Origin of the sequence: Flavobacterium agrisoli (assembly GCF_016522065.1) — a bacterium.
GTDB classification, from domain to species: domain Bacteria; phylum Bacteroidota; class Bacteroidia; order Flavobacteriales; family Flavobacteriaceae; genus Flavobacterium; species Flavobacterium agrisoli.
This window is the reverse complement of sequence record NZ_JAEHFV010000002.1, coordinates 583,894-596,166: the sequence shown is the minus strand read 5'-3', so window position 1 is coordinate 596,166 and position 12,273 is coordinate 583,894. Positions and strand designations below refer to the sequence as shown.

At 35.9% G+C, this 12,273-nt stretch carries 13 protein-coding genes; 6 read left to right on the top strand and 7 right to left on the bottom strand.

What is annotated here, in order from left to right; all coding sequences use genetic code 11:
- Positions 1–26: 26 nt before the first annotated feature.
- On the bottom strand, positions 27–401 hold the full coding sequence (locus I5M07_RS07605; RefSeq protein WP_200105619.1) for an SdpI family protein: 375 nt from the start codon (positions 399–401) through the stop codon (positions 27–29).
- A gap of 142 nt (positions 402–543) precedes the next feature.
- Complete coding sequence (locus tag I5M07_RS07600; RefSeq protein ID WP_200105618.1) at positions 544–1,059, bottom strand: hypothetical protein; 516 nt, start codon at positions 1,057–1,059, stop codon at positions 544–546.
- A gap of 207 nt (positions 1,060–1,266) precedes the next feature.
- Here I5M07_RS07600 and I5M07_RS07595 point away from each other — a divergent pair, with 207 nt between their 5' ends.
- Positions 1,267–3,054 (top strand): SLC13 family permease, encoded by a 1,788-nt coding sequence (locus tag I5M07_RS07595; RefSeq protein ID WP_200105617.1) that lies wholly within the window; start codon positions 1,267–1,269, stop codon positions 3,052–3,054.
- A 22-nt stretch (positions 3,055–3,076) separates the two neighbouring features.
- Here I5M07_RS07595 and pelA read toward each other — a convergent pair whose 3' ends face one another.
- From pelA to rnpA, 4 genes are all read right to left on the bottom strand, one after another.
- The gene (pelA, locus tag I5M07_RS07590; RefSeq protein WP_233621981.1) at positions 3,077–4,267 is read right to left on the bottom strand and encodes a pectate lyase; all 1,191 of its coding nucleotides are present in this window, start codon (positions 4,265–4,267) and stop codon (positions 3,077–3,079) included.
- Positions 4,268–4,281: 14 nt separating this feature from the next.
- Positions 4,282–5,085 carry an OmpA family protein gene (locus I5M07_RS07585; protein WP_200105616.1) on the bottom strand — a complete coding sequence of 268 codons (804 nt, stop codon included), beginning with the start codon at positions 5,083–5,085 and terminating at the stop codon, positions 4,282–4,284.
- 1 nt (position 5,086) lies between these two features.
- Positions 5,087–6,724 carry a S41 family peptidase gene (locus I5M07_RS07580; protein WP_200105615.1) on the bottom strand — a complete coding sequence of 546 codons (1,638 nt, stop codon included), beginning with the start codon at positions 6,722–6,724 and terminating at the stop codon, positions 5,087–5,089.
- Positions 6,725–6,833: 109 nt separating this feature from the next.
- Complete coding sequence (gene rnpA, locus I5M07_RS07575; RefSeq protein ID WP_200105614.1) at positions 6,834–7,220, bottom strand: ribonuclease P protein component; 387 nt, start codon at positions 7,218–7,220, stop codon at positions 6,834–6,836.
- 125 nt (positions 7,221–7,345) lie between these two features.
- Between rnpA and I5M07_RS07570 the strand changes: the two genes are divergently transcribed.
- The 3 genes from I5M07_RS07570 (at position 7,346) to I5M07_RS07560 (ending at position 9,859) form a co-directional block, all read left to right on the top strand.
- Positions 7,346–8,080, top strand: a complete 735-nt coding sequence (locus I5M07_RS07570; RefSeq protein ID WP_200105613.1) for a lysophospholipid acyltransferase family protein — start codon at positions 7,346–7,348, stop codon at positions 8,078–8,080.
- Positions 8,081–8,090: 10 nt separating this feature from the next.
- A complete protein-coding gene (locus I5M07_RS07565) occupies positions 8,091–9,092 on the top strand; it encodes an acyl-ACP desaturase (RefSeq protein WP_200105612.1) in 1,002 nt (333 codons plus the stop codon).
- Positions 9,093–9,205: 113 nt separating this feature from the next.
- The gene (locus I5M07_RS07560) at positions 9,206–9,859 is read left to right on the top strand and encodes an HD domain-containing protein (RefSeq protein ID WP_200105611.1); all 654 of its coding nucleotides are present in this window, start codon (positions 9,206–9,208) and stop codon (positions 9,857–9,859) included.
- Between the two features lie 121 nt (positions 9,860–9,980).
- Here the strand turns inward: I5M07_RS07560 and I5M07_RS07555 are convergent, their stop codons facing one another.
- The gene (locus I5M07_RS07555) at positions 9,981–10,379 is read right to left on the bottom strand and encodes a hypothetical protein (RefSeq protein WP_200105610.1); all 399 of its coding nucleotides are present in this window, start codon (positions 10,377–10,379) and stop codon (positions 9,981–9,983) included.
- A gap of 210 nt (positions 10,380–10,589) precedes the next feature.
- Here I5M07_RS07555 and I5M07_RS07550 point away from each other — a divergent pair, with 210 nt between their 5' ends.
- Both I5M07_RS07550 and I5M07_RS07545 read left to right on the top strand, forming a co-directional pair.
- Positions 10,590–11,027 (top strand): hypothetical protein, encoded by a 438-nt coding sequence (locus tag I5M07_RS07550; protein WP_200105609.1) that lies wholly within the window; start codon positions 10,590–10,592, stop codon positions 11,025–11,027.
- A 145-nt stretch (positions 11,028–11,172) separates the two neighbouring features.
- The gene (locus I5M07_RS07545) at positions 11,173–12,255 is read left to right on the top strand and encodes an efflux RND transporter periplasmic adaptor subunit (protein WP_200105608.1); all 1,083 of its coding nucleotides are present in this window, start codon (positions 11,173–11,175) and stop codon (positions 12,253–12,255) included.
- Positions 12,256–12,273 lie beyond the last annotated feature (18 nt).

The following is a 12,273-nucleotide window of genomic DNA, read 5'->3' as shown; positions in this document are numbered from 1 at the left end:
AAGATGCCATTACCGAAGAATCGATTTTAACTCGCTTCAAATTGGTTTTTAATAGCTTTTTCTACTCTCCAAAAAAGAATAAAAACCGTTACAAACATAAGCCCTAAACCTATATTCATATTAATCGTGTTATCAAAATGGGTAATGAAACTCAATAAAAAACCACAGGCGAGTACAAAACCCCATTTCATCATTTCTTTTGACGAATAGATTTGGGCGAAGTCCCATTTTTCCTGATTTTCCATGGATCTTTTAGTCCTGTATCCGTATAAAGAATTGATTTTTTTAGGCGGAAATACATACATAATGTAGCCCATAATCATAAATACGAATCCGCCTAAAAGGGTAATATTGTTTAACGGATTTTCAAACAGGGTAGTAAAAATTGGCTCTGTATCCATTTCTTATCTTTAAATTATTAATTTGAGTCGCATCATTTTTTCAAAATGACCGAACCCCATCTCAATTCAAATTTACAAAATGTTAGCCATAAAAAAAGGGTAAATTAATACCCCAAATACATTTCATTTATTTTTTTTACTATCACAAAGAAGTAATATTTGTAATGTTGATGCCTACAAAACAATCATCGGCACATTTTTGATACGAATACCCGCAAGACGAAATAAGTCCGTTGTTTTTTGTTTGAAAATAGGTGTCAGCACCTTCTCTTTTCAACAACCAATCGGTTTGTGCTTTATGGTAAACCTCATCTAAAGTGAGCAAATCCGCTCCTCGTTTATGCGAGCCTAAATTGGCTTCGTCTTCTGTCCATTCCTCTATAATTTCTAGCGCTCCATTAGTATCATAGTTGATTTGTCTCAAAATAAATTCCCTTTGCACTATTTTCCCTCCTGAAATTACAAGTGTAGTTTCGGATGTAATCCCAACCCAACTTCCTTGTGTTACTGTGTATGCATACGAATTATCAGCACTCGTTTTAAATTTTTGCCATTCTTGAAAGCTTTTTTCAAATTGAGATTCGTACTTCATTTCATCGGAATCACAGGACAAGCACATTGCACTTAACAACGCTATAAAAAAGATTTTGGTTTTCATATTATGATGGTTTTTAATAACAAGAGTGTTTTTTAGTTTAATGGTTGCGTGGAAAAGACTAAAAAATATGTTTTTTTTTACAAAATTAAACGCATCAAATTATAAAACAAGTTTTTCATATCCTTTAAGATTATAACAACTGCCCAAAATTGTATAACTTTAAAGAACTGATTAAACGATACTTTTAATCTTTTAACCCTTGAAATCATGACAGTTGCCATAGCCACCGTAATCGGAATTTTAATTGTTGCTTTTGCTTTATTTGTAAGCGAAAAATTTACGGTGGATAAAACTTCCTTTTTTATCCTACTAAGTTTGCTTTTGTTCGGAATTGTAACTCCCGAAGAGGCCGTTTCTGGGTTTTCAGACAATGCCGTTTTGACCATTTTATGCTTGATGATTATTGCTATTTGTCTCGAAAAAAACGGTGTCGTTTCGTGGGCGGCACAAAAAATAATTCCCATTATAAAACTGCCAATATGGATTTTTCTTCCGTTACTAATGATAACGGTTGGCTTTTTTTCTTCGTTTATTGCCACAACCGCTGTGGTGATTATTTTTATCAAATTGGTGAACGAACTCGACAAATTGGGCAAAATAGATCGCGCTCAGGTATTATTACCCATTTCGTTTTCGGGTATTTTAGGCGGAAGTTGTACGCTTATGGGAACGAGCACCAACCTGATTGTGTCGGATATTTCGCGAAAAAGCGGCTTGGGACGATTTGGTTTTTTTGAATTTTCGACTGCCGGAATTTTGTTTTTACTCATTTCGGTACCGATTGTGTATTGGCTTTCCAAACGATTTTTGCCGCGAAGTTCTAAAGAATCCGATGCTAATTTGCATTTGAAATATGGGTATATCACGGCGGTAAAAATAAAAGCCGAATCTAAACTGATTGGAAAAAAACCACATGAAACGGAGATTTGGGACGAAAATGACATTCGATTGGTCAAAATTCAGCGTGGAAAAAGGCATTTGAAAACCGATTTGAAATCGGAAATATTACAAGAAAATGACATTCTTTGGCTCGATTTGACCATAGAAGATTTAACTGCCAAAACCGAAACTTTGGGACTTAATATATTGGGTGTCGACCAAGAAGTTGTCGAAGAACATTTTACCAACGAATACCACGAAGTCATTATTTTGCCCAATTCGAGATTCATCAACATGTCTATTGAAGAATTCAATAATACCTTGCCCGAAAATGTGTATGTAAAAGGTATTAGTAGCGATAAAAACAGACCCAAAAACGGAAATTATTTCAAGAAGTTTTTTTCTAAAAAATTCATTATTCCTGGTAATCGTGTGCTTTTAACCGGAAATTTGACCGAGATTAAAAAGATTGCCAACAACAACAATTTGCTTTTTGCCAATACTATTATCACCAATCCTTATATTCCTACCTACAAAAAAGCGATCTCTTTTTTGGCCATTTTAGTTGTAATTGTTTTATCGGCAACCAATACATTTTCTATTTTAAAAAGTAGTTTAATTGGCGTGGGCTTGTGTTTGTTTTCGGGTAGTTTGCAACTTAAAGATGCCTACTCGGGTATCAATTGGCAGGTGATTTTTTTATTAGCGGGAATGATTCCCCTCGGAATTGCCATGCACAACACAGGTACCGATGTTTACTTAGCCGGGCATTTGTATGCCGTCTTAAAATCGGTGCCGACATCGGTTACTATTTCCATCATTTTTGCTTTTACGATGCTCTTGAGCGGATTTGTTTCAAACAATGCCACGGCCATTATCATTACGCCAATTGTAATTGCGGTTGCGGCTAAATTACAACTCAATCCAAAACCCCTTATTTACGCCGTGATGTTTGGTGCCAATTTTAGTTTTTATACGCCAATGGGTTATCAAACCAATGCCATTATTTACGGAATGGGCATCTATAAATTCAAGCATTTTTTAATTATCGGCGGAATTTTATCGGTTATTCTATTAGTGTTAGCGTCGTTTTTATTGCCGATGTTGTATTTGTAAAATGACTTTGTAAACTATCTTCCTACTTCAAAACATCTTCGTTAGGTGCCCATTTTTGTTGCCATTTTGGATACGCTTTTAATACTTTTTGAGGTTGATTGGTGTACCAAGCATAGCCTTCGCGGCGCTCTAATTCTACTTCGGCTAAGGAGTAGACAAACTTGCTATCGCGGTTACAAAATAAAGGACGATGTGTGCCCAATTCGTAATAACGTGTCCAAATGGGCGCAGCAGTCGAATCGGTCACCACACGAACATCATGGGTGATTTTTTTGTAGGCAGACTCCGTAGGCGCAATTTCAAAACGTTCTACCCGGGTGTTGTAAATTTTAGAATCTTCAAACCAACGCACGGCCGATTGAATGCATTGAATCATTTTTTGATCGGGATTTTCTTGTTCCATCAAAAACAAAACCACAGGTACACTTTCGGCATTACAAATACTTGGCGGTTCAAATTTTCGGGCCCAAGCTGGTGCTAAAGTCACCTCATCGTGCTGCTGACACCAAACAGTTAGTTTGTTGTTGTCTTTTATCTGCATGTTCAAAATACATTCAATTCCTTTTTGATAAGACGTTTGCACTTTCGCTTTTAAATTGGCATCAATAAAAGTATAATCGGCATCGCCACGCACAATTTGTTGCAACAACTGCATAATACCCATATAAGCACCATCGTTAAAAGTGATATGGCGGCTGTAATTGCTTTCTAACGGATAATATTGCGGCCAACCCCCATTAGGATATTGCGCCTGCATTATAAATTCAATTCCTTTATCAAATCCTTCTTTGTATTTTTTGGCTTTAGAAAGGGTATAAACTTGCGCCAAATAGGCAATATGCGTATAAGTGGTGGCATTATCAAATGTAGTATTTGTTGCCGATTTGGCTGCCAATACCTCCTGTTTTTGACTTTTGGTTAAAATAGCGCGCATGTCATAATTTTTGGGCCATCCCCCATTTTCTTTTTGAAAAAGCAAAATGTTATCGGCTATTTTTTCGTACTCGCTTTCCGCATATTGCGGTTGGTTTTCGATAGGATTGACAATATTGTGTTTGTCTTTAATATGGTACCAATGATTTACACCGTCAGAGAAAGGCTTGGTGCTGAGTACAACAGTGTTCTGCGATTTTTTCTGAGCAATACTCTGTTGAAAACACCCCATTAAAAAAGCGGCAGCTACAAACGTACTCCAATTATTTTTTGTGATCATTTTTTTGAAAATCTTTAAATTCGTGTAATTTGAAATTCGACTCTTCGATCTTTAGCTTCTCCTTCGCCCAGAGGCTTTTGATTACCATATCCTTTATAAGTCATTCTGTTTCGGTATATTTTTTTAGAAATCAAGTATAGGTAAACCGTTTTGGCTCGATTCCATGATAATTTTCGTTCTTTCGTATCCTTATCAATTCCGTCGTCGTATTTGGTTGGTGTACAACAAACGTGCCCTTGAATTTCAAAATAAATATTTTTCTTTTTATTTAAAATTGAAGCCACTTTGTCGAGAACTTTTTTCGATTCGGAAGTCAGGTGACTGCTGCCCATTTCAAACTGAATGCTGGCTAACGTAACATTATCGCCTACTTTTAAATTATCCATAAACGAGTTGTGCACCCCGTGACCGTAACTGTTTTTTTTGACCACAATTAAATCGACTCTTCGGTTTTTGGAACGTGTTTCGTGCAAATCATCAACGGTGTCGGTGCGAACAATCACTCGGCCTTTTCCTTCCAAAATGATAATTTTGTTTTTATTAAAGCCATTAACCAACAAAATTTCTTGCACTGTTGAAACCCGCCGATTGGATAATTTGTAATTGTATTGGTCGTTTCCTCGATCGTCGCAATAGCCATAAATTTGAATTGATTCGACTTTAGCCGTATCAATTTTAGATAAAAAACCTTCAATTTTTGTAATTTGCTTGCTGTTTAAGGAATATTGATCAAAATCAAAATAAACCGTTGTTATCGGTTTTTCTTGAGCCGATAAATTTCCTGCAAACAAAAGAAAAAAAAGTAGTTTTTTTACCATACTACATTTTTAAAATCGACTTATATTGCGTTTGATCGTTTAGTAAGGCTACCGCTTTTTTTATTTCTGAATTGTTATGCGCATAAAAGGCGTACAATCCTTCCTGATATTGGTATCGCTTGATTAATTCTTCTTGAATTAAATTGCTAATTTCCTTTTTGTTTTTATCCAATAAAAGAGATTCGCTTTTTTCAATAGCCGTTAACAATTGTTGGTATTCCGCTTGAATAGCGGTATCTATTTTATCTTTTTTCGCCGCTTCTAAGGTATTTTTTAAAGCGGTTTCGGTTTCGGTATCAAAAGCTATTTTATTGGTTTTTAAATACGATTTAAAATCAGCATAATCGGCATCCGACAAGTTCGGAATTTTGGCTCCCATATTCGGGTTTTTGTAATAATATGAGGTAGCATAATCAAAAATTCCGTCGTTTTTAAGCAAGGCAACGGTAATCGGACTCATTTTGGATTCTTCTAACTCAACATCGGGCAACACTCCTCCTCCATCAAAAACCGGACGCCCTTTTCTTGTTTTAAATGCGTTATAATTTTTGGCATCGGTTTTAATAGCAAGTCCATTTTTATCTTTATGCGCATAATCCAATGCCTGAATACATCTTCCTGAAGGCGTGTAATAGCGAGAAATAGTTACTTTTAGTTGTGTTCCATAAGTTAAATCAACCGAACGTTGCACCAATCCTTTTCCGAAACTGCGACTTCCTAAAACCACAGCACGATCCAAATCTTGCAAAGCGCCCGAAACAATTTCTGATGCCGATGCACTTCGACCGTTGACAAGTATTGCTAATGGAATTTGCGTATCTACAGGCTCTTGAGTGGTTTTGTAGGTTACATTGTTTTTTTCGATGCGGGATTTGGTGGTTACAATTACTTCGTTTTTTGGCACAAACAAATTGCAAATGGTAACTGCTTCGTGTAACAAACCGCCGGGGTTTCCGCGCAAATCCAATACAATTTGTGTAGCTCCTTGGGTTTTTAATTGTTCTAAGGCTTCTTTGGTTTCGTTACCCGCTTTTCGATTAAAATGGGACAATACGATGTAACCCGTTTTGGCATCAATCATGCCAAAATACGAAACCGATTTGATGTCAACTTCGTCCAAAACCAAAGTCGTGCTGTTGCTTTTGCCTTGTCGTAAATATTTAATCGGAATTTTGGTGTTTTTGGTTCCTTTAAGCAATTGCGCAGCATCGTCTTTAAAATCGGCCACCATCACATCGCCAATTTGAATAATTTCGTCGCCCGCTTGTAAACCCGCCTTATCCGCTGGATAATCTTTATACGGTTCGCGTACCAACAAGCGGTCTTTTTTTCGGGTCATCAAAGCACCAATTCCGGTATATTCGCCGGTGTTGTTTATTTTAAATTGTACTACATCTTGCTCATTAAAATACACCGTATACGGATCTAAACTAGCCAACATACTTTTAATGGCTTTATCCATTAAATCGGCCGGATTAGTTTCGTCTACATAATTGGTGTTAACGGCTTTAAATAAAGTAGTGAAAATTTCGATTTGCTTGGCAATCTCAAAAAAGTCATCTTTGAAACTCGTGCCTACAAATAAAAATGCCGAAGCAACAACCGGAATAACAACTTTTTTGGAAAAGGTAATTAACATGGGGTTTGGTTTTTCTTTTAAAAATCTAAAAATGACAATTTTAAAGATAAAACTACAATTTTTTTAAGAATTCTTATTCAACTCCAATCGAAAAAATAAAAATGCTAAATTATTTAACCGTATCATTTTCGATTTGTAAACGGAATTTTTCGAATAATTGAATGGTTTTAGTATTGATTTCCTCAAAAGTCAATCGGTCTTTGGTTTGATAAAATAACATGATCGAAAGTGACTGTGCACAATTATCGTGAATTAGATGTTTGTTTAATCGATAGGTTTCGCGCAAAACTCTTTTAAAATAATTGCGATCAACAGCTTTTTTAAAATACCTTTTGGAAACTGAAACACCCACTTTTATCTCTGGTTTTTCCGAAGAAGATTGGGTATGGTACACCAAACGCAATGGGAATTTGGAAACCGATTTTCCTTCGGTAAACAATAATCCGATTGCCGTTTTGCTTTTTAAATGTTCTTTTTTGGGGTAAGTACAATCCATTTTAAATCTCCGAAAACCTTATTTTCAGCAGGCAAAGTTACAATTTAAGCCCGAACCTGTAATTGTTTGTTTTTTAAATTAGTCTAAAAATATATTTATTACTTTTGCTTTTCATTTTTTTAGACATGCAAAAACTCATTTCGTACCCCATATCGGTTATATATTATGTCTTTTTCGGACTTTGTTTGGTTATTTTTCATCCCATTCAATGGTTTTGCTTAAATGTATTTGGCTATCAAGCACACAAAAAAAGCGTTGATTATCTTAACTTTTGTTTGTTAAAATGCACCCATTTGGTGGGTACAACTTATAGATTTAGTAATATCGAAAGCATTCCGAAAGGTGTTCCGATTATTTTTGTAGCCAATCACCAAAGCATGTATGATATTGTCACGATTATTTGGTACTTACGCCGTTTTCATTGTAAATTTGTAAGTAAGAAAGAGTTAGGAAAAGGAATCCCGAGTGTTTCTTACAATTTGCGTCATGGTGGCTCCGTGCTAATTGACCGGAAAGACCCTAAACAGGCAATTCCAACTATCAAAAAATTGTCTGAATATATTGAAAAAAACAACCGATCGGCGGTAATTTTCCCCGAAGGTACCCGAAGCAAAACAGGAAAACCAAAGGAATTTGCACAAAGTGGCTTAAAAATTCTTTGCAAATATGCTCCTTCTGCTTATGTGGTGCCCATCAGCATAAACAATTCCTGGAAAATGGTAAAATATGGTTTTTTTCCTGTTGGTTTAGGAAATCATCTTACCTTTACCGTTCATAAAGCGCTTTCTGTAAAAGAGTATGATTTTGACACCCTCATGAAAGAGACCGAAAAAGCAGTAGTAAGCGCCATTAAAATTTAAATTATATACAATGTCTATAAAAAACATTCGATTAGAAGTAATGCAGTTTTTAGAAAAAAACGTGGATAGCTTCGTAGAACAATTTTTAATCCCTGTCGAAAAAATTTGGCAACCGTCTGATTTTTTACCCGATTCTCAAAGTGAAAACTTTTTTGAGGACGTAAAAGAATTACGTGAAATTGCCAAAGAATTGCCATACGACTTTTGGGTTACTTTAGTAGGCGATACCATTACCGAAGAAGCCCTACCAACTTACGAATCGTGGTTGATGGATGTAGAAGGAATCAACCAAACCGAAGACCCTGCAAACGGCGGAAACGGGTGGGCCAAATGGGTAAAACAATGGACGGGGGAAGAAAACCGTCACGGCGATTTATTAAACAAATATTTATACTTGTCAGGTCGCGTGAACATGCGGGAGATTGAAATGACAACCCAACATTTAATTAATGATGGTTTTGATATTGGCACCGGAACCGACCCTTATAAAAACTTTGTTTACACCAGTTTTCAAGAATTAGCCACTTATGTTTCCCACAATAGAGTATCGCAAATTGCTAAGAAATTCGGCGATAAAAAACTCTCTAAAATGTGTAAAATGATTGCTGGCGACGAAATGCGCCATCACCATGCCTATAGCGAATTTGTTACGCGTATTTTTCAAGTTGACCCAAGCGAAATGATGTTGGCTTTTCAATACATGATGAAGCAAAAAATCGTGATGCCTGCGCACTTTTTACGTGAATCGGGTCAAAAAATAAGCAGCGCATTCGAACAATTTTCAGATTCGGCACAACGAATTGGTGTTTATACCTCTAACGATTACGTAGATATTTTACAAAAATTAATCGAAAAATGGGAAATTGACAAGGTAACCAACCTGACCGATGAAGCCGAGAAAGCCCGCGACTATTTAATGAAATTACCAGCGCGTATGGCGCGTATTTCAGAGCGAATTGTTATTCCGGCCGAATCTCATATTTTTAAATGGGTGGAACCAGCTAAATTGTAGATTTCAGATTAAGAATTTACAATTGATTTTACCCCTAATTTATAAGGCTGATTTTTGAGGTTTCGACTTTAAAAATCAGCTTTTTTGTTATCTTATATTAAAACAAAATAGACATGAATACTTCAGAACTCATTAATAAAACCATTCTTTTTGTAAAACAACAATTGGAAAATGCCGAAGGCGGACACGATTGGTTTCACATAGAACGGGTTTACAAAAACGCTTTGTTGATTGCCAAAAACGAAAATTGCGATCGTACCATAGTGCAGTTAGGTGCTTTGCTGCACGATATTGCCGATAGCAAATTTCACAACGGAGACGAAAGTATTGGCCCTAAAACAGCACGCGAATTTTTAACAGCTAACGAGGTTGACGAATCCGTAATTCAGCACGTGGCAAAGATTATTGAAAACATCTCATTTAAAGGCGGAAATTTTGAAAAAAACTTCCATTCTATCGAATTGGACGTAGTGCAAGACGCCGATCGTTTGGATGCCATTGGCGCCATTGGTGTAGCTCGCGCCTTTAATTATGGCGGGTTTAAAAATAGAGCCTTATACAATCCTGAAATTGCTCCAATTCTTAACATGAGCAAGGAAGAGTACAAAAAATCTACAGCACCTACGATTAATCATTTCTATGAAAAATTACTGCTTTTAAAAGACAAAATGAATACCCAAACTGGTAAAAAAATTGCCGAAGAAAGACACCGCTTTATGGAACTTTTCTTAGCACAATTTTATGCAGAATGGGAAGGGGAAAAGTAAGTAAGCAGAGGGTAGTTTTTTAAGTAATCCGTTTTAAGTACTTGTAATCAAAAAAGGTATCAGTGGTCAGTTTTTGAGGAATCAGAGTCTGACACTAAAAACTGCCCCCTGTAAACTTCATTTAAAGGCCTTTTTCTTTCATTTCTAAAATCACATCCGAAGCATTTTTGAAAGTAGGTGCTTGTTCAACAATACTTCCCACTCGTTTTTTATTGAGTTTAAAGGTAAGGTCGTGTTCGGTGGTGAATAATAATGCGGTTAAAAAAGGATTGTTCATGTAGGGAGCCAAAACAAAAAAAGTTTCTTCGAGCGAATGAAAACTTTCTACTTCTTCGGTTTTGTAGCGTGCAATTACCGACATTTTCATTTCATTGTTCTCTAATAAAACGGGGCGAACATAGATATTTTTCAATTCGGTATCGCCAATGGTCTTAGCCAAAGTCAATTTAGCGAAGGTTCTATTTTTAACACTTTTTAAAACCGCTTCCCAAAATTCGTTAAATACCGCCTGAAATTCCATTTTTTCCTCTTTATTAATTGCAATCGATTACAAAACTAAAGCTAATTATCAATAAGTTGTTTGAATTCTCGACGTTTTTTTAGCTCATTTTTACATTTTAAACAAAAAATTAGTTTCAAAAAAAGCAATTCATAATTCGAACTTAGTTAACAAACATTTAAGACTCCATATTTGTTAAAATAAAATCTCACCATTAGTTTTGTGGACTAAATGAAGCGAGCAATTAAACACTTTTTCTTTCTATCCGTTTTGCTAACTTTTAGCAACGGCACTTTGTTTGCCCATACATTACCTTTAGTTAATTCGGCAATGTATGCCACTTCGTATAGAGTGCACAATGCCATCATCAAGCGCAGTCATACTAATATTGCTCATTTATTTGACAATCATACTTCGATATCAGATGCGGTTTTTGAAACCTATGTTAAAAAAGAAATCCTAAATTCGGATAACGAAGAAGAAGATACCGAAAACCTAACTTCTAAAAAAGCCATCGACAAAATAAGCTTTTGCCCTTCGGTTTTCAAAACACACATTACACAAACTTTTTTTAAAAGCCTAAAAAAACCCGTAGCCTTTTGCCCAACGCAAAGCTATTTACCTTTAGGCAATTCACGCTACCTAATTTTCGAAGTTTTTCGAATTTGATTTACTTTTTAAACACCGCTGTGTAATTACTACACCCTGAATTCCATTTTCGTTTTTGCGAATTTGATGGAATCTAGTTTGGATTTGTTGCTATTTCTTGCTGCAAACTCCCCGTTTTTATTGTTTAAAAAGTTTAAAAATCATCATGAAAAAAACCGCATTTTTTATTGGCGTTATGGCCGCCTTATGCACTATTGGATGCCAATCTCATAAAGAAGAAAAAGAAGAAGAACGTACCTTTTTGGTCATGAATCCTATTGAAAAAGACACGACAATAACTAAAGAATACGTGTCGCAAATCCATTCGGTACGCCATATCGAACTGAGAGCTTTAGAAAAAGGATACCTTCAAAAAATAAATGTTGACGAAGGGCAAAAAGTGCGACAAGGGCAAACCATGTTTCAAATTATGCCAAACATTTACCAAGCGGAATTGCAAAAAGCAAAAGCCGAAGGAAATTCTGCTTCTATTGAATACGATAACACCAAGCTTTTGGCCAACAACAAAGTGGTTTCGGCTAATGAATTGGCACTTTCTAAAGCCAAATTAGACAAAGCAAAAGCCGAAATCATGTTAGCGCAAACGCATCTTGGCTTTACTACTGTAAAAGCACCTTTTGATGGTATTATGGACCATTTACACGTAAGAGAAGGAAGTATGGTTGAAGAAGGCGAATTACTTACTACCCTATCTGATAACAGCAAAATGTGGGTGTATTTTAATGTTCCCGAAGCGGAATATCTAAACTATGCCATGACTGCGCCACAAGGAAAAAAACAAGAAGTAGCGTTATTAATGGCCAACAACCAAAAATTTGATCAAAAAGGAACGGTTGAAACCATCGAAGGAGAATTTAATAACGAAACCGGAAACATTGCTTTTAGAGCGACTTTTTCAAATCCAAAAGGAATTTTACGTCATGGCGAAACAGGCTCTGTAGTAATGACTATTCCGTTAAAAAACGCCTTGCTTATTCCTCAAAAATCGTCATTTGAAGTATTAGGAAAACGATTTGTTTTTGTAGTAGATAAAAACAACGTCGTGCACCAACGCGAAATAGAAGTGGCTGCCGAATTGCCTCATTTATTTGCTATCAAAAAAGGACTTACTACTTCAGACCGTGTTTTAATTGAAGGAATTCGTTTGGTAAAAGACAATGAAAAAATTCATGTAAAATCCGAAAACGGAAAATCAGTATTTGCCAGTTTAGACGTTTACGCCGAATAATTAATGCTAAAATAAAAA

What these genes read in the sequence shown, in the direction of transcription:
- I5M07_RS07605 (WP_200105619.1), bottom strand. Translation starts at nt 401, where the DNA reads ATGGATACAGAGCCAATTTTTACTACCCTGTTTGAAAATCCGTTAAAC.
- I5M07_RS07600 (WP_200105618.1), bottom strand. Translation starts at nt 1,059, where the DNA reads ATGAAAACCAAAATCTTTTTTATAGCGTTGTTAAGTGCAATGTGCTTG.
- I5M07_RS07595 (WP_200105617.1), top strand. Translation starts at nt 1,267, where the DNA reads ATGACAGTTGCCATAGCCACCGTAATCGGAATTTTAATTGTTGCTTTT.
- pelA (WP_233621981.1), bottom strand. Translation starts at nt 4,267, where the DNA reads ATGATCACAAAAAATAATTGGAGTACGTTTGTAGCTGCCGCTTTTTTA.
- I5M07_RS07585 (WP_200105616.1), bottom strand. Translation starts at nt 5,085, where the DNA reads ATGGTAAAAAAACTACTTTTTTTTCTTTTGTTTGCAGGAAATTTATCG.
- I5M07_RS07580 (WP_200105615.1), bottom strand. Translation starts at nt 6,724, where the DNA reads ATGTTAATTACCTTTTCCAAAAAAGTTGTTATTCCGGTTGTTGCTTCG.
- rnpA (WP_200105614.1), bottom strand. Translation starts at nt 7,220, where the DNA reads ATGGATTGTACTTACCCCAAAAAAGAACATTTAAAAAGCAAAACGGCA.
- I5M07_RS07570 (WP_200105613.1), top strand. Translation starts at nt 7,346, where the DNA reads ATGCAAAAACTCATTTCGTACCCCATATCGGTTATATATTATGTCTTT.
- I5M07_RS07565 (WP_200105612.1), top strand. Translation starts at nt 8,091, where the DNA reads ATGTCTATAAAAAACATTCGATTAGAAGTAATGCAGTTTTTAGAAAAA.
- I5M07_RS07560 (WP_200105611.1), top strand. Translation starts at nt 9,206, where the DNA reads ATGAATACTTCAGAACTCATTAATAAAACCATTCTTTTTGTAAAACAA.
- I5M07_RS07555 (WP_200105610.1), bottom strand. Translation starts at nt 10,379, where the DNA reads ATGGAATTTCAGGCGGTATTTAACGAATTTTGGGAAGCGGTTTTAAAA.
- I5M07_RS07550 (WP_200105609.1), top strand. Translation starts at nt 10,590, where the DNA reads ATGAAGCGAGCAATTAAACACTTTTTCTTTCTATCCGTTTTGCTAACT.
- I5M07_RS07545 (WP_200105608.1), top strand. Translation starts at nt 11,173, where the DNA reads ATGAAAAAAACCGCATTTTTTATTGGCGTTATGGCCGCCTTATGCACT.